Source organism: Enterobacter quasiroggenkampii, assembly GCF_043972695.1.
In the GTDB taxonomy this organism is placed as follows: domain Bacteria; phylum Pseudomonadota; class Gammaproteobacteria; order Enterobacterales; family Enterobacteriaceae; genus Enterobacter; species Enterobacter quasiroggenkampii.
On sequence record NZ_CP143745.1, the window covers coordinates 2225918 to 2246452 of the forward strand.

A 20535-nucleotide genomic window follows, 5' to 3' on the forward strand; every position below is an offset into this window, starting at 1 on the left:
CCTGACGTCAGAGGGTGAGCACCCTCTGACGTTATTCCTTAGGTGCTGTGGTGTTACGCACCGCCTTCCGTGGTCGTCGCCTGCGTCAGCATCAGGCTGACAACGCCGCTGTACTGACCGGTTTTCAGAATGCCTTTGGTGGTCTGGGAAATGGTCAGCGGTAGTACCGCTGAACCGTTTTCAATGCTGCCCGGGAACAGTTCGGCGCCGGTATATTCCACATCTGCGGTAGAGAGGGTTTTATCACCCAGAATCACCGTCATTGGGATGGTCTCAGCACCGTCGGCATTCGCCAGCTTCGCGGCGCTTACCAGACGGACTTTTACGTTGCTGGTCGCGGAGTTAGACCACACCTTGGTATTCAGACGGTAGCTTTCCAGGCCACGGCCAGGCAGGTACTGCATATCGATGCTTGCCGGCAGCGGCGTGTTATCGGCCTGGGTCATATCCAGCTGTGAATCAACGCTGGCGTTGACGGTAATATCTTTTTGAATCGCCAGCGCGTTAACGGACGTGGTCATCGCGGCAACAATCATCAGAGGTTTAAAATACTTACGCATTGATATCTCCATATTTACAAATGAGCACCCTGGCTCTTTAAACAAACCCTTTGGGGTCTTTACGGTAACGTCGTGTTATTGCACGACGGGTAAATCAGCTTCTTCAGCGGTTTTATTCAGCCAGTTGAAGTAGCGGAATTTATATTTCTGGCCTTGTGCCTTCGCGAGCGTTTTTAATTTCCGTTCGGTATCCGGATAAATCGTCGCGTCTTCTTTAATCCATCTGCACGACGAATCCGCATCACAAATACCGATCTCTCTCAGCGGCACGCGCAACGTGCCGTTGTTTTTTAACGTTCCCCTCTGAGGGTCAATCGACAGAGAAACCACGCTTTTTTCCGGTGCGAGATGGATCAGGGCGCCCCAGATTACATTGACGCCCAGTCTTGCCGTCGCAGCAGGGCTTTCTGCCTTGCCCGGAATAATGCTGTCAGGCTGCTTGACCCCTTCAAAATAGACGCGCCAGGTCGTCTCTTTTTCCGGGGGCGTAAGCGATACCAGGCGAACCACGCGCATTGCGCCTGCCGCAAGGGCGAATTTTTCCGGCGTGACAACAACGCCACCCTCTTTCCACGACGCCACATCAATCTCTTTTTCCAGGGCCGTGCCGGGATTAAGAATTTTCTTTTGCCTCACCCGAATGAACTGAATATCATCCGTTTTTGACGCCACCTTAATTTGCGCCGCACCGGACTTATCCACGTTAAGTTCCATGGGATACACGCTCATATTGGCCAGTGCCATTTCCGGGAAAAATGGCAATGACAGCGCGGCGACATAAAAGGCGGTTGTGACGCTCACTCTTTTTTTCTGTTTCACGATCAAGTCTGCCTGCTCTGAGTTTAAAGGCGGCGCGTTAACACCAGGACACCGTCTGCTTTCGTATCGCTTCAGGGCAGGGAAACTTTAACCAGAACAGCGGCTTGTGAAAATTTGTATTAATTAACTCGTTATATACAGTTTTTTATCCTGATTTTCTGGCTTTAAGGTTGTATAGTTAAGCGAAAATACCGCGACCAGGGATGGAGAGAAAATTCCTTCTGATGAAAAAATAAGCAAGTCAGGAGGGGGTTTTCATGTCGATGTACCAGGGATTAAAAAGCATGCGGTAACAGCCGAGAATAAAAGATGTTTTTTATATGCAATAATTCGTTGTTATTTGATCCTGAAGCACATGCAATAAGTCTTGTTGGGCAACCGGAATCTGTATTAACGCTTTCGGCCCCCGCCGTTCGCCTTTTACAGGAATTTATTAAGCACAAAGGGCACGACCTGAGTCGGGAGGAATTGATTACCCGCGTGTGGGAGGAGTTTGGCTTTACGCCATCGGGAAATAATCTCAATAAAGCGGTGAGCGAATTACGTAAAAGCTTCCAGGCACTGGGAGAGGGGTACGAATTTATCGTAACCGTACCCCGTTATGGGTTTCGTTTTGAGGCCGATGTGATTTTTCAGCCCGGAGAGTGTATTCAACCCGCCGAACCGCAGCCTCCGTCTGCAGCGAAAGTGGAAAAGCCACAACGCGCTTCCCTGAAAAGGTGGGGGATGCCGGCCGTATTGATTATTGCTGCATTGGGGGCGAGCTTCTACTTTAGCCGGCAGCAGGGGATATTCGTTCCGGCGAAACTCATGCCGGTTAAGGAGAAAATCGCGCATTGTCGTCTCTGGATTATCAACGATCACGGAAGACCGCTGGTGTTATCGAAATTAGCGGCGCAGCTGGCGGCCAATAACGTGGCGTGCGAACGTGAGGAGTACGACATTTATTATTTCAGCGCCCGTTTTTCTATTGCCGCCGCAGATGAGGTGTTCATTGGCGCCTGCCCGGTCAGTCAATCCAGCCTGTGCAAAACCATCCGTTATAAAAGCGGGGCACAAAAATGAAAATAAAACTTCTTTTTGGGCTGGGTGGTGCATTGGTCGGCAGTGCCCTGGCGCTGTTTTACTATTCCGGCTGTGTGTTTAAAAAGGATGTGCTGGCCTGCAGCACCGAATTTAACTTTACGCGCAATGAGGGAAAATCCAGCGAAGTGAAGGTCAATACCGTTGCCCAGTTCTATTTTCATCGGGACGGTACCGGAGTGACCACCTATAAAGGCGCGGCAAGGGCTGACGGGCAAAATCTGATCGTTGACAGGGACGTGGACTTTACCTGGCAGCAGCGGGACGATGATAACGTCATTGTGTTGAGCTACACCGAAACCTGGCGTCGACACAACGACAATACGCCCGACGCCCAGTGGGGGAGCTTTGCCAGTCCGACCGCACGCTACTATCTCACCATCTCTGAACTCTCGCCTTCCGTGTGGCTGATTCAGGACCGGCGCTATCCCACCTACATTTGCCGGGGTGAGTAGGGCATAAAAAAAAGGAGAATGCCGGGGCATTCTCCTTTTTCATATCCGTTGTGCTTAATCGCGGCTGGCGAAGCCCAGGATGCTCAGCAGGCTGACGAAGATGTTGTACAGCGACACATACAGGCTCACGGTAGCGCGGATATAGTTCGTCTCACCGCCGCGAATGATGTTGCTGGTTTCAAACAGGATCGCGCCGGAAGAGATCAGAATAAACACGGCGCTGATCGCCAGGTGCAGAGCAGGCAGCTGCAGGAAGATGTTGGCCACCATACCCACCAGCACCACCACAACACCCGCCATCAGCATGCCGCCGAGGAAGGACATGTCCTTACGCGTGGTCAGCACGTAGGCCGAGCAGCAGAAGAACACCAGCGCGGTGCCGCCCAGCGCCATACCAATCACATCGCCCATTCCGGCGGACAGATACGCGTTCAGGATTGGCCCCAGGATGTAGCCCAGGAAGCCGGTGAAGGCAAACGCGGACAGAATACCGACCGGTTTGTCAGCGGTTTTGTAGGTCAGGAACATCAAACCATACATACCCACCAGGGTCAGGATCAGCCCCGGAGACGGCAGCATCAGCACGGTGCTGGCGGTGGCGGTGATCGCGGAAAACGCCAGCGTCAGGCTGAGCATGAAATAGGTATTGCGCAGCACCTTGTGGGTGCTGAGTAGCGATGTGCGGTCGCGTGAGGAAGTAATTATACGATCCATGAGTCACTCTCTTATGACAGATGTAATTAACGGAAAGAATAGGAAACGGCGCGTCACTCTCAAAGTGGTTTTACCCATCTTTACTCAGCAGGTTAGCGCGGGAGCTGGTTGTTTCTTCTGCATAAATACGTTTCACCAGTATGAACAGCGGTTTGACGCGATTAATCAGATCAACCTCTTATAGGTTACTGAAAATTATTGCGTTATTACCATAAGGCCGCTAAGAGTTATTTCCGGATCGTCACAAAAACAGACAATAAGGCGAATGAAATGAAACCACAAACACGCACGCGCTTTACGCTCTCTTTACTTACCGCCGGGATCCTGTGCGCCAGCACGGCAGCCTGGGCGGCTAACGTGCCGGCAGGAACGCAGCTGGCCGATAAGCAGGAACTGGTCAGGAACAACGGTAATGAGCCCGCTTCGCTCGACCCGCATAAAGTCGAAAGCGACGTCGAATTCAATATTATCAGTGATTTATTCGACGGGCTGGTCAGCGTTTCCCCGTCGGGTGAAGTTCAGCCACGGCTGGCGGAAAAATGGGAGAACAAGGACAACACCGTCTGGACGTTCCATTTGCGTCCAGGCATCACCTGGAGCGACGGCACTGCGATTACCGCGGAAGATGTGGTCTGGAGCTGGCAGCGTCTGGTTGATCCTAAAACCGCTTCACCGTACGCCAGCTATCCAGGCAACATGCACATCGTAAATGGTGCGGATATCGCCCAGGGGAAAAAAGCGCCCGATACGCTGGGCGTGAAAGCCATTAACGACACCACGCTGGAAGTGACATTGACGCAGCCTAACGCGGCGTTCCTCGCGATGCTGGCGCACCCGTCGCTGGTGCCGGTGGATAAAGTGCTGATTGGCCGCTTTGGCGACAAGTGGACCAAGCCTGAACATATCGTCACCAGTGGGGCCTATAAGCTATCCCAGTGGGTGGTCAACGAACGCATCGTGGCGGAGCGCAACCCGCGCTACTGGGATAATGACCATACCGTGATTAACAAGGTGACCTATCTGCCTATCACCTCCGAGGCCGCGGATGTGAACCGCTATAAAGCGGGTGAAATTGATATTGTCTACACGGTGCCGATCAACCAGTTCGCGCAGCTCAAGAAAACCCTGGGCAGCCAGCTCGATGTCTCCCCGCAGCTGGCGACCTATTACTACGAATTCAATACCACCCGGCCGCCGTTCAACGACGCCCGCGTGCGTAAGGCGCTGAACATGGCGCTCGATAAAGACATCATTGCCGGGAAAGTCTTAGGGCAGGGGCAGCGCCCGGCGTGGCTCATCAGCCAGCCGGATATCGGCGGCGTTAAGCTCCAGAACCCGGATTACGCCAGCTGGCCGCTGGACAAACGCATCGCTGAGGCGAAAAAACTGCTCAACGAGGCCGGGTACAACGAAAGCCACCCTCTGAGCTTTAACCTGCTCTATAACACTTCTGAATCGCACCAGCGTATCGCGATTGCGGCCAGCTCTATGTGGAAGAAAAACCTCGGCGTGGAGGCGAAGCTGCAAAATCAGGAGTGGAAAACCATGCTGGATACCATGCATACCCACAACTTTGACGCGGTGCGTTACGCGTGGATTGCCGATTACGACGATGCGGCGACCTTCCTGAACACCTTCCGCACCGGCGACAGCGAAAACACCAGCCAGTACAGCAATCCGGAATATGACCAGGCGCTGGTGAATGCCGCAAAAGCCAAAACAACGGAAGAGCGGGGTAAGTTCTACCAGCAGGCGGAAGATCTGCTGGGACGCGATGTGCCCGCCATTCCGGTTTATCACTACGTCCGAACGCACCTGGTTAAACCGTGGGTGGGCGGATTTACGCCGGATAAGCTGGGGTACTATTACACGAAAGACATGTACATCAAAAAACACTAGGCCTGTGCTGATAAAATCGTCGATGTGTTGTCAGTTCAACCGATTAAACACGTTTTGACTATTTTTACAGCGAACGATTGCCGGCACTCTTTACAGCAAGCGGTGAGGTGTTTATAGTTCGCCTCACTCAGGAAGTGTGGCCGAGCGGTTGAAGGCACCGGTCTTGAAAACCGGCGACCCGAAAGGGTTCCAGAGTTCGAATCTCTGCGCTTCCGCCAGATATAAACCCCAGGTTACTTGTTAACCTGGGGTTTTTCTTTTGCCTTAACGCAGGTTTGTTCTTCACCAGATTCTGGCCATTCCTTCGCTTGCCGGGCGAACGAGCGTAAAACCAAATTTAGTATAAAGCTCAGGCACATCGGCCATTAAGCAAACGTACGCTCCTTTACAGGCGTGGTTATCCAGCCAGGCAACAAGCGTTTCCATAATGACTCTGCCCAGTCCTTTCCCCTGATGAAGCGGATCAACCGCGACGTCGACGATATCAAAATTCAACGCACCATCCCCTACGATGCGCCCCATACCGACCGGTTTTCCCTGAAACACTATATGCATGCCATAGCAGCTGCCGGGCAGCGCTTTTCGGGCGGCCTCCAGCGGGCGAGGGCTAAGACCCGAGATTTCGCGCAGCCGGCAAAACGCTTCTGCAGTGGGGACGGTTTCAACCACGGTATAGTTATCAGGCATAAGAAGAGCTCCAGTCGGTGTTCAGTAAAGGGCTTCAGTCTGGCAGTAAAATTGACGAAAGACGATTTTACGGACCGATCCCGTTCACACTTTTAACCTCCCGCTATTCCCCTGTAAAAAACAGGCGTTATCATTCACCACGTAAATACCTTTTTACCGCTTACCGAGGCTTTGATGCTGGAGAATGTTTTCATCAGATAATCAGCTTCCCGCCCATCTCAGGACGGACTGGTTATCGCTGCGCTTAAACCTTACGCACGCACCTGCGGGTGTGGGCTCGTTTTTACGCATGATGATTACACAGGTTTTCCAGTATGAATTTATCCCGTCAGGAACAACGTACCTTACACGTTCTCGCCAAAGGTGGACGTATTGTGCACGTCCGCGACAGTTCTGGCCGCGTCACGTCCGTTGAGTGCTATACCCGTGAAGGGCTGGTGCTGAGCGACTGCACGCTCAGCGTCTTCAAAAAACTCCGCACCAAAAAGCTGATCCGATCCGTGAACGGGCAACCTTATCGGATCAACACCACCGGGCTGAACAACGTTCGCGCCCAGCTGGATAATCGCTAAGCAGAATAAACAACGCCACCCTCGGGTGGCGTTCATGCATTGAATGGAATATCGTAGCGGAATGTAGGCCGGGTAAGCGCAGCGCCACCCGGCAAGAAACGCAGCGTTATGAGCGAATAAAAGCCAGAATGTCCGCGTTGATAGTATCCGCATGGGTGGTATGCATCCCGTGCGGGAAGCCCGGATAAATTTTCAGCACGCTGTTCGCCAGCAGCTTGTCCTGGAGAAGGGCGGCATTTTTATACGGAACAACCTGATCGTCATCGCCCTGCAACACCAGAACGGGAACCGTGATGGTTTTCAAATCTTCCGTCTGGTCGGTCTCTGAAAACGCCTTAATCCCCTCATAGTGGGCTTTGGCGCTTCCGATCATACCCTGTCGCCACCAGTTCTGGATCGTACCCTGCGAAACCTCGGCGCCATCGCGATTAAAACCGTAGAAAGGACCGCTGGCAACGTCGAGATAAAACTGGGCGCGGTTAGCCGCCAGCGCTTTGCGGAAGCCGTCGAAGACCTCGATGGGCGTTCCGCCGGGATTCGTCTCCGTTTTGACCATCAGAGGCGGGACGGCGCTGACGAGCACCGCTTTCGCGACGCGCCCCTGCGGTTGTCCATACCGCGCAACATAGCGGGCGACCTGGCCGCCGCCGGTGGAGTGACCGACGTGCACGGCATTGTGCAGATCCAGGCTTTCAACCACGGCTGACGCATCGGCCGCATAATGATCCATATCGTGGCCTTCACTCACCTGGTCCGATCGTCCATGTCCGCGGCGATCGATAGCGATAACGCGATAGCCTTCTGCAAGGAAGAAGAGCATCTGGTTATCCCAGTCATCGGCACTCAACGGCCAGCCGTGGTGGAAGACAATGGGCTGGGCCTCTTTTGGGCCCCAGTCTTTGTAGTAAATATTGACGCCGTCTTTCGTGGTTACGAATGCCATACCGCAGACTCCTCTGTTAAGAACAACACGACCCCTAAAGTGTAGGAGAAATCTCAAAAGCGGTTGGTTTAATCCCGGTGAAGGATATTCATTTTGCGTCTGGGCTCTGGCGCGATGCGCCAGAGCCTTCAGGACAGGATTAACAGCAGGGGCGTTTAGCGGTTTTCTTCAATATAGCGGGCCAGGTCCGCCGGGGTTTTCAGCACCGTCGCCACGTCTGTCGGCGGGATCATGCAGCCGTAAACGTCCTGCACTTCCAGAACCATATCGACCGCCAGGATGGAGTCGAGAATGTCGGATTCAATCAGTTCATCGTGAAAGCCCACCTTGCGGGATAACACTTTTTCGAACAGGGCGAGAATTTCTTGTTCCATAATTTTTCCTGGGGTCATTAATTTGTGCGGGCGTAAGCGTCCAGCAACTTGCGGTCAATTTTGCCGTTAGGATTCAGCGGCAAAGCGTCTTTTACGATAATTTGTGAAGGCACCATATAGTGGGGAACCACCTTCGACAGCGAGGTTTTGATGGTATCCGGCGCCAGCTCCGTCACGCAGAACGCGGCAATGCGCAGCACGCTGCCGCAGGATTTCATCAGCGGCAGAACCACCGCTTCGTTGATGCCGGACATCGCCAGCAGGCGGTTTTCGATCTCGTTAATTTCAATACGGTAGCCATTCAGTTTGACCTGGCTGTCGTTGCGGCCCTGACAGTAGATGAGCCCCGCTTCATAACCCAGATCGCCGGTCCGGTAGCCGCGAAACGCCTCGTTTTCCCGATGAAGTAATTTCGCCGCGTTCTCCTGCGGCAGGCCGAGGTAGCCGCGCATGACATTTTTCCCCCAGATGATCAGCTCGCCTTCAGCGGAAATTTCCATTCTGCTCTCAGGCATCATGACCCCCACCGGCAGCACGGCGCTGTCGCTGTTGAGGATCGCATCCGTGATCTCGACGACGGTTGTTGCGATGGTCGCTTCCGTTGGGCCATAGGAATTAATAATTTTGGCCTGCGGGAAACGGCGGCGCAGCTGTTTGACCAGCGCTTTATTCAACACTTCACCAATAAAGATAAAGACGCTCAGCGCAGGCAAATACTCGCTGTTGAACTGCGGGGAAAGCAGCTGCTGATACGCAAAAGAGGGGGTGGAAACCCAGGCGGAGACGGCGTTGCTTTTCAGTCGCTCCAGCCAGTTCTCTTTATGAATATCGTCTTTGGCGTTCAGCACGATGTGTCCACCCATCGCCAGATTCGCCAGCAAAGGGATCAGGGAGAGGTCAAAACTGAACACCGCGTGGTTCATCAGCACCGGTTTTTCCGGCAGCGAAAAGTCCTGGCTGACCCATTTCATGAAGTGCCACACGCTTTCACGCCCAATCTGCACCCCTTTAGGCTTGCCGGTGCTGCCTGAGGTAAACATGATATAGGCCAGATCCTGCTCCTCCAGCACCTTGCCCGGTTCACCGGTGGCGATGAACTGCCGGGTCACGACGTCGTAATAGTAAGGGGCGCTGGCCAGATGGCAGATCTCCCGCAGGCGCTCCTGCGGGTAAATGCAGTCCACCGGAATGTACGGAATGTTGTGTAGCAGGCAGCTATAAATCGCCACGGCGAACTCGGCCTGCTGGTGTCCGTACAAGACGACCGGCATACCGGCAACAGGCTGACAACCCTGATAGCGCTGTGCCCAGTCCGTCACGGCAGCGGAAAGCTGCAGCCAGCTTAAGGCTTCGTCGCTGCCGCTGATGGCCAACTGCTGCGGGGAGGCGGGATCGTATAATGCCGCACGCAAGAAATTCTGCAGTTCCTGAAGATCGGAGTGATTTTTCATAGAGGTGACATTCCACTAAAGATGTAAAGGGAGCCCGCGGCGCTTCCCAGCGTCAGAATGCGTCCCAAAAACGCAACAGCCGGATACTGCAACCCGCGGTGTAACGCCGGGCTGCGTTTGGCTGACCACAGCAGCATGTTGTGAGCGACAGAGATGGCGCCAAACAGCGCGCCGCTGATGACGTAATGGCGTTCCAGGCCATTCCATGCCCCCATGCAAAACAGGGTGCAAAAAATACCGATATTTTGCGCCAGCGTTTTGTTCTGACGGAAAAAGTTGAACTTCATTAGGTTCATATAAACGGGCATAAAGACCACATCGCGCAGCCATTCAGACAGGCTAATGTGGAAGCGGCGCCAGAAGTCCTGCGGATTCTTTGCCAGAAGCGGCATATTGAAGTTTGCCGGAATATTCAACCCAAACAGGCGGCCCGCACCGATGGCCATATTGCTGTAGCCCGCAAAATCAAAGTAGAGGTAGGCGCTATAGGCAATCGACATCACCACGCCCACGGTCAGCGTAAACGGCTTATGGCTCCAGGGCTGCACGACAAGTGAATCAACCAGCATGGCAAACAGGAACTTCTGGACAATGCCGGTAATGATTTGCTCCAGCGCCACTAAAAACTGTTCGCGATTAAGGGCAAAGACGGGCTTGCTGACGTCGCTCATCCATGTCCGCCAGCGATACATTGGGCCCGCCAGAATAATAAAGGGCATAAACAGATAGCAGAAATAATGCAGGAAATTCTGTCCTTCTTTTTTACTGCGATAGAGCAGCACGTCCACCGCGCGGAACGTCATAAAAGAGAGGCCGATCATGCCGAGATGATGATTAAGATGCAATTTCACCAAAAATAAAGGCAGCAGCGTTAACACAATCGCCTGCCAGGTTTTTAACCATCCTTTTTCTTTTAACGCGGCGACAAGGTAAAAACTGAAAAAAACGACCGCGGGAACACGGTAATCACCCTGAAAAATATAGCCCCAGCCTAATGCGGCGAGGACGGATAACGCCGATAAATACGTCAGGCGATGACGTAATACGCGATTGACCAGCGCAAACGCCAGGGCGGATGAAAATAAATAGACAAAAAACATGCCTGAGCTATACATCATTCGGCCTCAGAACTTTTGATATTCAAAATGCAGCTGCATACTCATGCTGTCATCGACAGAGGTCCACGCGACGATGGTGATCGCCAGCAGGAGATAAAGGAAAAAAAGACGGATCGCGATTTTCATTATTTAAAGCTCTGTGCAATAAAGCGAATCATAGGAACCCAGGCCAGCTCGGAAGGGTGCAAACGATCCCAGTTCCAGCCATTCTGATAAGGCATGGCGTACATATCTAAATAGGGGATCTGGTTCGCTTCCAGAATGGTTTGAATTTGCTTATCAACCGGGCGGAAGGTATCGGTGTTGTAAAGCGCCCAGGGGTTAACCGGGTCGACGATAGCAATCACCTGCACGTGACGGTCTTTCAGCAGCTGGACGGTTTTTCTGAACGCGGCGATTTGCGCAGGTACGACCGGCGTGTCATCCCACTGCTGTCGCGTACCGTCCTCCTCGTAAATCGTTTTGTCCATCCACAGGGTGGCCGCGCTCTGCTGGCGTTTTTTATTTAACTCGCGGGCATTCGCCAGCTCTTTATCCCAGTCTGGGGCTATATGGGTGGTTGGCTGCGGCGGCCACGGCTGTACCGTCCGGGGCGTAACGTTGAGCAGCGCCAGCCAGTCGTTTTTTATCAGGGTGCAGACGTTGGCAAACTGGAAACTCACCTCGTCCCATATCAGATCGGGGTGCCAGCCAAAGACACGCATTTGACCAAAGGTTAAATGGCTTATTTCTTTACTATCAATATGTTTTAAATAATTGACTAATATTGGGCGCGCCTGCGGATCCTTCATCAAAGGATTAAAAATAGAGCCCGGGAAATTATCGGCGTAGATAGCGGGTGGCAGACCTTTTGAGTAAAAGCTGTCGGGTGCCAGAAGCAAAACAACTTTACTGTTTGCGTTAAGGCTATTTTTAAAACGTGAGAACAGTAAAAACTGCGTTTCGTCATCGACAAACGCATCGCCATACGCCACGACGGGTTTGTGTAATTGCTTATTAAAATAATTATAGACAGCGTAATGTTCATCTTCTGAGGTCGCTACCTCAGACGCACCAATGAAGAATATCGCATTCCCTTCTAAGGCATGAGAAATAGTGGCAATTTTTTCCGCTTGTTCTTTAGGCGTCCCCGCCATTGATTTAATCAGCGGCTGGAAGGCGAGCGGTGGATCGAAGCTCGTCACCAGCGGGTGAATACAAAGGAACAAAATGGCCAGGGTTGCCATCAGGATATGTAAGCAAAGCGTATTCTTGATTTTCATCATCAACCCGTAACACTGCATGGCAGTAATGTCTAAAATCTGCGGGAATTCAGATTTATAACAATTACACTACAAATGACCGTCTATTTTTGTGGCATTCTATACCAGAGCGATTTAAAAGGATGAGCGTTGCTATGTTACGGTATGTACAAGGTCGTGGAGAGTGACGTGAGGTCAGCGTGCGGGTGACTTTTTGCGCAGTCAAACGCGTGTGGGGAAAAATAGAAAAATTCCTGCTTTACAAGGCGCTAATAGATGTTTATAGTGCGCCTCACTTTGGAAGCGTGGCCGAGCGGTTGAAGGCACCGGTCTTGAAAACCGGCGACCCGAAAGGGTTCTAGAGTTCGAATCTCTACGCTTCCGCCAAATTCGAAACCCAGGTCGTTATGCGACCTGGGTTTTTTTGTGCATAAAATCCCCGGCCAGGCTGGAGGTTCAGCAAACCTGTCCAAAATCGCCCTGAGAGAGAATCCTGGTGCAGCGGATACTGCGCCGATACTGCAGTGGCGTCTGACGCATCATCTTTTTAAAGCAGGTAATGAAATAGGTCACCTCGCTAAACCCGACTGCCAGGGCAATAGCGTCAACAGGCTCATCGCTGTACCGTAACAGTTCGCAGCTGCTTTTTATTCGCCGGGTCAGCAAATATTCGTGGATGGTACCGCCGGTCTGCTGGCGGAAAATTCGTGAGGTATAGCTGCGTGAAAGCCCCAGGTCGTGAGCTAACTGGTCGAGCGAAAACTTGCTGGCATAGTGGGCTTCGACCCAGCTCATAATCCGCGAGGCGACGGTCTGCTGGCGCGGCGGGTAGGGCTGCGGCTGCTCGGGCAGAAACGTCATGAGCTGCATCATCAGAAAGGCCACCTCGCAGGCCTCGGTCTGCTCGTTGCCCTCCAGGCGCTGAAACTGTTCAAGGATCCGCTCGATAAACGCCGCGTGATTGCTGAGATCGTAAATCTGTGCTGGCAGATTGCTGGCGGCCAGCGCGGCGAACCGGGCCTGATGGCGCGGGAAGGCGCCGAGCGCACTTTCGACGACCGATTGCTCAATGTGCATGGTCGTGCGGTGATAGGGGTTCTTATCGCTATGATCGACCTGCACTTTGTGCAAACGGAAGGGCGGGAAGATAAAGAGTCGCCCCGGACGGGCGGTGTAGTGCTGGTTATCCACCACCACGATGCCGTAGCCGCTGGAGATATAGAGCAATTCAACGCATTGATGCCAGTGGTAGTAAATCGCACTGGTGGTGTACATGCGGTTAAAAGAAATGGCCTGCCGATCGAGCGTAATGCGTTCCAGTAGTTGCGTTTCACCCATATTACCTCCAGAACAACAGATTTAAATTTTTAGGCCATCATTTGTAATTTATCCCCCTCGCGTTCGACAAAATCCAGAAAAAATGAAATGGCGGTTTAATTTTGTGAGTCTGCTCACTCAGCGCCAGGAATAAAAGCAGTTACTCTTCATTCAGACGTCGCACTCATGGCTTTAAAAAGCCTAATAACAATAACTTATCTCTACCCTCGTGTAATGCGGGAGGACCCTGTGCAACCTGAAAATATTCATCTGGATAATCCACTGACAAGCCGGGAAGAGGTGCTACGGCTGGTCAACGACATGCTGAACGCGGTGGCGCCCTGGTTTAAAAAAGACGCCAGCCGCATTGATTTAGCGAACTTTACCGCTCACTACGGTCAGCAGGTGGCGAGCATGGAAACGTTTTCCCGCCTGCTGTGGGGCGTGACGCCGCTGTTGGCTGGCGGCAGCGAGCCGCAGCACTTCTCATTCTATTTACAGGCGATAAAAAACGGCACCGATCCGCAGCATGCCGATTACTGGGGCGATGTCGGGCCTTACGATCAGCGAATCGTCGAGATGGCAGCCTACGGGCTGCTGCTGGCGCTGGCGGGTGAAACCGTACTGGCACACTTCACTGAGACGGAGAAAGAGCATTTATGGCGCTGGCTAAAGCAGTGCGAGACCCAGGAAATCCCCGATAACAACTGGCACTTCTTCCCGATTCTGGTGCAGGTCGGCTTCCATTATTGCGGCATGCCGACCAACCCGCAGGCGCTGGAAGATCATTTTGCTGCCATGGAGCACTACTACCTCGGCGATGGCTGGTATTCCGATGGTCCGGGACGGCCGCGCGACTATTACATCTCGATGGGCTTCCATTTCTATGGCCTGATTTACGCGAAGCTCATGGCCAGGATCGATCCACAGCGCTGTGCAACGCTGCGTGACCGGGCCGCGCGTTTCTCCTCTGACTTCATCCATTTCTTTGCCGAAGACGGCGCGGCGATCCCGTTTGGCCGTAGCCTGACCTACCGCTTTGCCGAGGCGGCATTCTGGAGTGCGGCGGCCTTCGCCGGGCTGGAAGTCTTTTCGCCCGGCGTGATGAAGGGCATCGTCCTGCGTCATCTGCGCTGGTGGCTGAAGCAGCCGATATTCGACCGCGACGGCGTACTGAGCGTCGGTTACAGCTATCCGAACCTGGCGATGGCGGAAGACTACAACGCGCCGGGGTCGCCGTACTGGGGCCTGAAGACCCTGCTGGTGCTGGCATTAGATGAGGGCGATGCCTTCTGGCAGGCGGCTGAGCTGCCGCTGCCGCCGTTGCCCGCGCAGCACACGATAGCCCACGCGGATCAGGTGGTGGTACATCAGGCCGACCACCTGTGGATGCTGACGTCCGGCCAGCTGGAGCTGAACAACTTCGTGAACACCGAAGCGAAATACTGCAAATTTGCCTATTCCACCCGCTTTGGCTTCACCATCGAACGCGGCCGCTACGGCCTGAACCATGCCGCGCCCGATTCGATGATGCTGCTGGCCGAAAAGGACAACTACTGGCGTGGCCGTCGCGAATGTCAGCACGTGGTCACCGCTGACGGCACTATTTATAGCCGCTGGCTGCCGTGGCACGACGTGGTGATTGATAGCTGGCTGCTGGCGCTGGGCGACTGGCAACTGCGCGTTCATCGTATCAATACCCGGCGCGCGCTGGACTGCGCGGAAGGCGGCTTTAGCCTGGCAAACCGCCCGCAGCCGCAGGTACACGAGAGTGACGGCGCCTGCTGGTTACGCAATGCCCGGGATGTCTCAGCCATTTTCTGTTTACATCCGCACGCCCGCCGCGGCGAGACGGTGGTGACGCCGCCAAACAGTAATCTGCTGTTCGCCGAGCGCGCGGCGGTGCCGGTGCTGCGCGGCGAGCTCGACCCCGGTACGCATGTGTTAATCAGCGCGGTGTGGGCGGGAAATGCCGCCGACTTCGATCCGCAACGCTGCCCGCAGGCCTTCATTAGCGATGACGCGGTACGCTTCGTGACGGCACGACAAGAAACGACGCTCCTTCTGGCTCCGGAGGCATCGCTATGAGCACATCATCGTCCGTACGCGCCGCTCAGTACAAAATGAGTACCTTTATTTTCCTTTACTTCTTCACGTGGTCATCCAGCTTTGGCCTGTACGCCCTGTGGCTGAGCCAGAAAGTGGGCCTTGATAGCGTCACCATCGGCAGCGTGTTCGCTATAAATGGCGTCTTCGCGGTGGTCCTGAAGCCGGTGTACGGCTACATCATGGACAAAATCGGCATGAGCAAGTGGCTGCTCTATTTTGTCTGCGCCATTTCTGCGCTGATGGCGCCGTTTTTTGCGCTGGTTTACCAGCCGCTGCTGCAAAGCCATGCGATGGCGGGGATTATCATCGGCGCGCTGTATCTGAGCCTGGGCTGGTACGCCGGCGTGGCGGCGTCTGAATCTTACGCCGACCGCTTTAGCCGCCTGTACGGGCTGGAGTTTGGCCGCATCAGAATGTGGGGCTCACTGGGCTGGGCGATGGCGGCGTCGGTCTCCGGGCTGTTGTTTAACGTCACCCCGCTGGCCAACTTTCTCCTCAGCAGCGGTACCTCGGTACTGATGCTGCTGGTGCTGATTAGCCTCAAAATCGGCGATGAGCAGCTGCGCAATAACAGCGTCATTTCCGCTAATAAGATCGTCTTCGCCGATGTGCTGATGCTCCTGAAAAACCGCAAATTCTGGATGTTCAGCCTCTATGTCGCCGGAGTAGCGTGGATGATGTTTATCGCCGAACAGCAGTTCCCGCGCTACTTCGTCTCGTTCTTCGCCACCAAAGAGCAGGGGAATGCCTGGTACGGCTACCTGAGTACCGTCCAGTCGGGGATGGAGTTCGTGATGATGATGTTTATCCCGTGGCTGGTGAACCACTACGGCGCTAAGCGTGGCCTGCTGTTCTGCGGCTGCGTGGTCGGGGCACGGCTGATCGCCTCCGGGCTGACCAGTGACCCGATTGTTATCTCCATCATCAAACCGTTTTATGGCGTCGAGATCGCGCTGCTGCTCATCTCCGTCTTCAAATACATCGCCGAACATTTCCATCGTCGGGTTAACGCCACGATGTACCTGCTGGGCTACCAGGCAATGATTTACGTGGGTTCGATTGTGGTCGCCCCACCTGCCGGCTATCTGTACGACAAGATTGGCTTTGAGCATACCTATCTGCTGATGGGCAGCTGCGCCCTGGTATTTACGCTGATTTCCGCCTTTACGCTGTCGCGCTGCCAGTCGACGCGCGATGACTCACGATCCTTTGCTCCGGCTTTAGATACCGCCCCGGTTGAACCGGCCAAACATTAATTCAGGAGTTGTTATGACCAAATCTGTTATCACCGAAGCGTTGCGGCCGATCGAACTGCATCAGGTCGATCGCCTGGCACTGAGCCAGAAGCTGGAAGCGGCGTTAGCCCGCGTCACGCGCAAGCTCGACAACAATATTGTCGCCTTCGGCGATAAGTTCCCCGGTGAGGCCTGTGAGAAGGGGGTCTGGCCGCGCACCGATAACGTGGAATGGACCACCAGCTTTTGGCCTGGCCAGCTGTGGCTGGCGTGGGAGATGACTGGCAAAGCGCATTATCGCGAAGCCGCCGAACGCTATTTACCGTCGTTCGCCCGGCGTATTGAGCAGCGCATCGATACCGCAACGCACGATCTCGGGTTCCTCTATTCGCTCTCCTGCATCAGCGCATGGCGCCTCACCGGCAACGAGGCCGCTCGCCAGTCGGCGCTGCTGGCAGCCGAGCGCCTGATGGAACGTTTTAACCCGACGGCCAACATTATTCAGGCGTGGGGTGATTTAAACGACCCGGAGCAGCAGGGGAGAATGATCATCGACTGCAACATGAACCTGCCGCTGCTGTACTGGGCCAGCGAACAGACCGGGGATCCGCGCTATGCGAAGGCGGCGACGGCTCATGCCGGACAGGCCGCGAACTATATCGTGCGTGAAGATGCCTCGACTTATCACACTTACTATATGGATGTGCAGACGGGTGAGCCGCGCTTTGGCAACACCCATCAGGGCTACAGCGATACCTCGTGCTGGTCGCGCGGCCAGGCATGGGGCATTTACGGCTTTCTGCTCAGCTATCAGCACACCGGCGATAAGCAGATGGTGGAGCTGTCCCGCAGCCTGGCGCATTACTTCCTCAACCGTCTGCCGGAAGATGATGTTTGCCACTGGGATTTGGCGCTGCTCGGTACCGACGCCGTGCGCGACAGTTCAGCGGCGGCGATTGCCGCCTGTGGCCTGCTGGAGCTGGTCAAGGCGCTGCCGACGCTCGATGCAAACCGTGCGTATTATGAAGAGATGGCGCTGCGTATTGCGCTGTCGCTGACCGATAACTACCTTGCTCACGACGACGATCCGACCGAAGGGCTGCTGCAGCACTCGGTTTATCATATGGGCAGCGGTAAGGGCGTCGATCAGTGCTGTAGCTGGGGAGACTATTTCTATCTTGAACTGCTGGCGCGGCTGCGACAGATTTGGCACCCGTACTGGTAACCCTTAAGCAATGGAGAGCAAAATGAAAAGCGTAGCCGTGCTATTAGCCCCTGGTTTTGAAGAGGGGGAAGCGATTGTCACTATCGATATCCTGCGCCGCCTGAATATTACGGTGCAGACGATTGCCTGCGGCGAGAGTCGCGAAGTGGTGAGCTATCACGCCATCCCTATGGTGGCGGACAGTACTCTGCAGGCCAGTCTCGACCGGACCTTTGACGCCGTGGTGTTACCGGGCGGCCCGCAAGGCAGCGTTAACCTGGCGAAAAGCGCGGAGGTCATTGCCTTCGTCCGCCGCCACGATGAAGCGGGCAAATATATCTGCCCGATTTGTTCCGCCGCCGCCCGCGTGCTGGGCGGCAATGGACTGCTGAAGGGGCGTCGCTATGTCTGTTCCGGCGATCTGTGGAAAACAGTCAGCGATGGCATCTACGTCGATGCCGACGTGGTGGAAGACGGCAATCTGCTGAGCGGCCGTGGGCTGGGTAAAGTGTTTGATTTCGCCTTTACCCTGGCGGCGCGATTGCAGGGCGATGACGCGTTGGCGCGCGAGCAGGCCAGCCATATTGATTATGCGTGGCAGGATAGCAAGCCCGTTTACGGGCTGGCAAAGCGCGATTTGTAAGTTTCGCCCGGCGGCGCTACGCTTGCACGGGCCTACAATGAATAGTGCAATATATTGATATTGTTACGGATTATAGGCCGGGTAAGCGCAGCGCCACCCGGCAAGAAAGCGTGTGCAGACGGTTTACAGCCCAATCACCAGCTCCCCGGAATGGCTCCGCGAGCAGCACAGCGCCACCTGCTGGTCCGTTGCGCTTTTTTCCGCCTCCGACTGCACGCTATCCCGGTGATCCACCACGCCGTCAATCACCGGCGTCAGGCAGGCTCCGCAGATCCCCATCTCACAGGAAAGCGGGACCGCCACGCCATTTTCCTGCAGCACCTGGGCGATGGTTTTATCCGCAGGCACCGGCCAGCGCTCCCCGGTGGAGGCCAGCTTGACCGTGAAGATCTCCCCGGTTTCACCGCCTGCGGCGGGCGCAACGGGCTGAAACGCCTCGCTATGAAGATGGGCGTCAGCCCATCCCTTTGCCGTGGCGACCTCATGCACTTTTTCCATAAAACCTGCCGGACCACAGACCCAGGCGTGAAGGCCCGATTCGGCCGCCGGGAGATGTTCCGCCAGCGCGGTGCGCGGGCTGGCGGTATGAATGATACACTCATCGCACAGCGAGAGTTCGCGCGTAAACGCCGCGCTTTCCCGGTTCCTGACGTAGTAGTGCAGCGTGAACGGCGTTCCGGTCGCCTTCAGCTGCAGGGCCATCGCATAAAGCGGCGTTATGCCAATTCCCGCCGCCAGGAGTAAAACCCGCTCTGCCTGCTGAAGCGGAAACAGGTTGCGCGGGGCCGATATCATCAGCTTCTGCCCGGGACGCAGCGTCTCGTGAACATAGCGCGACCCGCCGCGTGAGGCGGTTTCTCGCCCCACGCAGATCAGGTAGCTCTCACCGCCACACGCTCCGGTCAGGGAATACTGGCGAACCACGCCGCAGGGCAGATGAACATCAATGTGTGCGCCGGGCTGCCACGGTGGCAGCGCTTCGCCGTCTTCCGCCACCAGCCTGACGGCGAGGCTTTTGTCGCCCTCGCGCCACAACCCGTCAACAATCACGCTCAGCATATCGGCCTCCGTCATACCAGGAAAAACTCGCCAAAGCCCATCTTCTTCAGTCCCCGACGGTAGGCAATCGAGCTTTTATCTGCGGGGATATGCGCTTCCAGGGTCAGGTCCAGCGGCAGGCGTTCCGGACGCTGGGTTTCCACCATCAGACGGTCCTCTTCAAAAATCCGCAGATTGAAAGCATGCACATCCTCCACCGGAATATGCAGGTCAAAATTGCGGGCGATAGGGGCGAACATGCGGGTCACGCGCGATGACACCGGCGATGCGGCGTTCATAATGACCAGTCTCGACTCACCCGGAAAATGAATCGTCAGGGTGGCGGTGAACGGCAGGTGCATCTCAAAATGGCGTAACCACTGGAACCCTTCCGGAGCCTGCACGGGGGAGCTGGCGGGATAGTTGCTCACGGAGCTCCAGTAATCCGCCACGAAGCCAAACGGCGTCTCCTGAGGCTGATAGTGGGGCACCAGCGGGTTATTCGGGTCCGCAAAAGTATCAGTGTGGATCCAGGCAAAGTGCGCCACGTCCAGAAAACCCTCTACCTGACGTCCGGCAAAGCCGTTGACCTCAAACGCCGGGCAGTTAATCTGCTGAAATCCGTCGTCATCCCAGTGCGGCATGGTGGGCAGCGGCGCGGGGTTTTCCGGATCAAACGCCAGGCAGGTCCAGATGAGCCCGAACCGCTCCTCCACGGCGTAGTTAATCAGGTTCAGCTTCGCCGGAACGGGCTGGTCGGGGCTGGAGGGAATACGGTTGCAACGCCCGCCCTCCCCAAAGCGTAAGCCATGATAGGGGCAGATAATCCCGTGCTCGTCGTGAAAGCCGAGCGTCAGCGGCACGCCGCGGTGCGGGCAAACGTCACGGGCGACCACGACCTGGTCGTTAATGCGGTAAATCACCAGCTGCTCATCCAGTAGCGTCGCTTTGACCGGCGCCGGACCGACGTCGCAGGCGAGCGCGACCGGATGCCAGCATTTCGCCAGACGCAGCCAGTCCTCTGGCTCAAACGTACAGTGGGCGGGTGGAGTCGGTTCTCTTTTCATCATTAT

Annotated in this window: 20 protein-coding genes and 2 tRNA genes; 10 read left to right on the top strand and 12 right to left on the bottom strand. The window is 55.1% G+C overall.

Features of this window, described 5'->3' with window-relative positions; translation table 11 throughout:
- Window positions 1-53: 53 nt before the first annotated feature.
- Window positions 54-560, bottom strand: a complete 507-nt coding sequence (locus V1572_RS10550; protein ID WP_045908356.1) for a CS1 type fimbrial major subunit — start codon at window positions 558-560, stop codon at window positions 54-56.
- A gap of 75 nt (window positions 561-635) precedes the next feature.
- Window positions 636-1361, bottom strand: a complete 726-nt coding sequence (locus V1572_RS10555) for a fimbrial protein (RefSeq protein WP_231597078.1) — start codon at window positions 1359-1361, stop codon at window positions 636-638.
- A gap of 327 nt (window positions 1362-1688) precedes the next feature.
- On the opposite strand from V1572_RS10555, the gene V1572_RS10560 reads away from it, so the two are divergent.
- Together V1572_RS10560 and V1572_RS10565 are read left to right on the top strand one after the other, a co-directional pair.
- Entirely contained in the window at window positions 1689-2444 is a 756-nt protein-coding gene (locus tag V1572_RS10560; RefSeq protein ID WP_395299938.1) for a transcriptional regulator, read from the top strand.
- On the top strand, window positions 2441-2917 hold the full coding sequence (locus tag V1572_RS10565) for a hypothetical protein (RefSeq protein ID WP_069719488.1): 477 nt from the start codon (window positions 2441-2443) through the stop codon (window positions 2915-2917). The genes V1572_RS10560 and V1572_RS10565 overlap by 4 nt, the downstream gene beginning before the upstream one ends.
- A 54-nt stretch (window positions 2918-2971) precedes the next feature.
- Here V1572_RS10565 and yccA read toward each other — a convergent pair whose 3' ends face one another.
- The gene (gene yccA / locus V1572_RS10570) at window positions 2972-3631 is read right to left on the bottom strand and encodes an FtsH protease modulator YccA (RefSeq protein WP_021240844.1); all 660 of its coding nucleotides are present in this window, start codon (window positions 3629-3631) and stop codon (window positions 2972-2974) included.
- Window positions 3632-3901: 270 nt separating this feature from the next.
- Here yccA and V1572_RS10575 point away from each other — a divergent pair, with 270 nt between their 5' ends.
- Window positions 3902-5530 carry an ABC transporter substrate-binding protein gene (locus V1572_RS10575; RefSeq protein ID WP_395299939.1) on the top strand — a complete coding sequence of 543 codons (1629 nt, stop codon included), beginning with the start codon at window positions 3902-3904 and terminating at the stop codon, window positions 5528-5530.
- A gap of 130 nt (window positions 5531-5660) precedes the next feature.
- Window positions 5661-5748: transfer RNA gene (locus V1572_RS10580), tRNA-Ser, on the top strand.
- 64 nt (window positions 5749-5812) lie between these two features.
- Here the strand turns inward: V1572_RS10580 and V1572_RS10585 are convergent.
- On the bottom strand, window positions 5813-6217 hold the full coding sequence (locus tag V1572_RS10585) for a GNAT family N-acetyltransferase (RefSeq protein ID WP_048027271.1): 405 nt from the start codon (window positions 6215-6217) through the stop codon (window positions 5813-5815).
- Window positions 6218-6531: 314 nt separating this feature from the next.
- On the opposite strand from V1572_RS10585, the gene V1572_RS10590 reads away from it, so the two are divergent.
- Window positions 6532-6789, top strand: a complete 258-nt coding sequence (locus V1572_RS10590; RefSeq protein ID WP_021240841.1) for a YjhX family toxin — start codon at window positions 6532-6534, stop codon at window positions 6787-6789.
- A gap of 106 nt (window positions 6790-6895) precedes the next feature.
- On the opposite strand, the gene V1572_RS10595 is transcribed toward V1572_RS10590, so the two are convergent.
- From V1572_RS10595 to V1572_RS10615, 5 genes are all read right to left on the bottom strand, one after another.
- Window positions 6896-7732, bottom strand: a complete 837-nt coding sequence (locus tag V1572_RS10595) for an alpha/beta fold hydrolase (protein WP_045908349.1) — start codon at window positions 7730-7732, stop codon at window positions 6896-6898.
- 155 nt (window positions 7733-7887) lie between these two features.
- The gene (locus tag V1572_RS10600) at window positions 7888-8106 is read right to left on the bottom strand and encodes an acyl carrier protein (protein WP_008499867.1); all 219 of its coding nucleotides are present in this window, start codon (window positions 8104-8106) and stop codon (window positions 7888-7890) included.
- Between the two features lie 17 nt (window positions 8107-8123).
- On the bottom strand, window positions 8124-9557 hold the full coding sequence (locus V1572_RS10605) for an AMP-binding protein (RefSeq protein WP_395299940.1): 1434 nt from the start codon (window positions 9555-9557) through the stop codon (window positions 8124-8126).
- Window positions 9554-10672: an MBOAT family O-acyltransferase gene (locus V1572_RS10610; protein ID WP_196365005.1), complete on the bottom strand. Its 1119-nt coding sequence runs from the start codon at window positions 10670-10672 to the stop codon at window positions 9554-9556. The genes V1572_RS10605 and V1572_RS10610 overlap by 4 nt, the downstream gene beginning before the upstream one ends.
- 128 nt (window positions 10673-10800) lie before the next feature.
- Window positions 10801-11937, bottom strand: a complete 1137-nt coding sequence (locus tag V1572_RS10615) for a D-alanyl-lipoteichoic acid biosynthesis protein DltD (protein WP_045908346.1) — start codon at window positions 11935-11937, stop codon at window positions 10801-10803.
- 278 nt (window positions 11938-12215) lie between these two features.
- On the opposite strand from V1572_RS10615, the gene V1572_RS10620 reads away from it, so the two are divergent.
- Window positions 12216-12303 (top strand) — tRNA-Ser (locus tag V1572_RS10620).
- Window positions 12304-12372: 69 nt separating this feature from the next.
- Here V1572_RS10620 and V1572_RS10625 read toward each other — a convergent pair.
- Window positions 12373-13254 (bottom strand): AraC family transcriptional regulator, encoded by an 882-nt coding sequence (locus V1572_RS10625; RefSeq protein WP_048222395.1) that lies wholly within the window; start codon window positions 13252-13254, stop codon window positions 12373-12375.
- A 228-nt stretch (window positions 13255-13482) separates the two neighbouring features.
- On the opposite strand from V1572_RS10625, the gene V1572_RS10630 reads away from it, so the two are divergent.
- From V1572_RS10630 to V1572_RS10645, 4 genes are read left to right on the top strand one after another with little or no spacing between them, the layout of a single operon-like run.
- Entirely contained in the window at window positions 13483-15321 is a 1839-nt protein-coding gene (locus V1572_RS10630; RefSeq protein ID WP_395299941.1) for a DUF2264 domain-containing protein, read from the top strand.
- Window positions 15318-16598, top strand: coding sequence for an oligosaccharide MFS transporter (locus V1572_RS10635; protein ID WP_063621329.1), 1281 nt, complete (start codon window positions 15318-15320; stop codon window positions 16596-16598). Before V1572_RS10630 ends, V1572_RS10635 begins: the two co-directional genes overlap by 4 nt.
- 13 nt (window positions 16599-16611) lie before the next feature.
- Window positions 16612-17802 (top strand): glycoside hydrolase family 88 protein, encoded by a 1191-nt coding sequence (locus tag V1572_RS10640; RefSeq protein ID WP_334762597.1) that lies wholly within the window; start codon window positions 16612-16614, stop codon window positions 17800-17802.
- A 22-nt stretch (window positions 17803-17824) separates the two neighbouring features.
- Window positions 17825-18424, top strand: coding sequence for a DJ-1/PfpI family protein (locus tag V1572_RS10645; RefSeq protein ID WP_126534784.1), 600 nt, complete (start codon window positions 17825-17827; stop codon window positions 18422-18424).
- Window positions 18425-18547: 123 nt separating this feature from the next.
- Here V1572_RS10645 and V1572_RS10650 read toward each other — a convergent pair whose 3' ends face one another.
- Window positions 18548-19483: a PDR/VanB family oxidoreductase gene (locus V1572_RS10650; protein ID WP_395299942.1), complete on the bottom strand. Its 936-nt coding sequence runs from the start codon at window positions 19481-19483 to the stop codon at window positions 18548-18550.
- Window positions 19484-19494: 11 nt separating this feature from the next.
- Complete coding sequence (gene hpxD / locus V1572_RS10655; RefSeq protein WP_395299943.1) at window positions 19495-20532, bottom strand: molybdenum cofactor-independent xanthine hydroxylase subunit HpxD; 1038 nt, start codon at window positions 20530-20532, stop codon at window positions 19495-19497.
- Window positions 20533-20535: the final 3 nt, after the last annotated feature.

Bases quoted from the DNA above. Each gene is read 5' to 3' on its own strand.
- V1572_RS10550 (WP_045908356.1), bottom strand. From the start codon at position 560: ATGCGTAAGTATTTTAAACCTCTGATGATTGTTGCCGCGATGACCACG.
- V1572_RS10560 (WP_395299938.1), top strand. From the start codon at position 1,689: ATGTTTTTTATATGCAATAATTCGTTGTTATTTGATCCTGAAGCACAT.
- V1572_RS10565 (WP_069719488.1), top strand. From the start codon at position 2,441: ATGAAAATAAAACTTCTTTTTGGGCTGGGTGGTGCATTGGTCGGCAGT.
- yccA (WP_021240844.1), bottom strand. From the start codon at position 3,631: ATGGATCGTATAATTACTTCCTCACGCGACCGCACATCGCTACTCAGC.
- V1572_RS10575 (WP_395299939.1), top strand. From the start codon at position 3,902: ATGAAACCACAAACACGCACGCGCTTTACGCTCTCTTTACTTACCGCC.
- V1572_RS10585 (WP_048027271.1), bottom strand. From the start codon at position 6,217: ATGCCTGATAACTATACCGTGGTTGAAACCGTCCCCACTGCAGAAGCG.
- V1572_RS10590 (WP_021240841.1), top strand. From the start codon at position 6,532: ATGAATTTATCCCGTCAGGAACAACGTACCTTACACGTTCTCGCCAAA.
- V1572_RS10595 (WP_045908349.1), bottom strand. From the start codon at position 7,732: ATGGCATTCGTAACCACGAAAGACGGCGTCAATATTTACTACAAAGAC.
- V1572_RS10600 (WP_008499867.1), bottom strand. From the start codon at position 8,106: ATGGAACAAGAAATTCTCGCCCTGTTCGAAAAAGTGTTATCCCGCAAG.
- V1572_RS10605 (WP_395299940.1), bottom strand. From the start codon at position 9,557: ATGAAAAATCACTCCGATCTTCAGGAACTGCAGAATTTCTTGCGTGCG.
- V1572_RS10610 (WP_196365005.1), bottom strand. From the start codon at position 10,672: ATGTATAGCTCAGGCATGTTTTTTGTCTATTTATTTTCATCCGCCCTG.
- V1572_RS10615 (WP_045908346.1), bottom strand. From the start codon at position 11,937: ATGAAAATCAAGAATACGCTTTGCTTACATATCCTGATGGCAACCCTG.
- V1572_RS10625 (WP_048222395.1), bottom strand. From the start codon at position 13,254: ATGGGTGAAACGCAACTACTGGAACGCATTACGCTCGATCGGCAGGCC.
- V1572_RS10635 (WP_063621329.1), top strand. From the start codon at position 15,318: ATGAGCACATCATCGTCCGTACGCGCCGCTCAGTACAAAATGAGTACC.
- V1572_RS10640 (WP_334762597.1), top strand. From the start codon at position 16,612: ATGACCAAATCTGTTATCACCGAAGCGTTGCGGCCGATCGAACTGCAT.
- V1572_RS10645 (WP_126534784.1), top strand. From the start codon at position 17,825: ATGAAAAGCGTAGCCGTGCTATTAGCCCCTGGTTTTGAAGAGGGGGAA.
- V1572_RS10650 (WP_395299942.1), bottom strand. From the start codon at position 19,483: ATGCTGAGCGTGATTGTTGACGGGTTGTGGCGCGAGGGCGACAAAAGC.
- hpxD (WP_395299943.1), bottom strand. From the start codon at position 20,532: ATGATGAAAAGAGAACCGACTCCACCCGCCCACTGTACGTTTGAGCCA.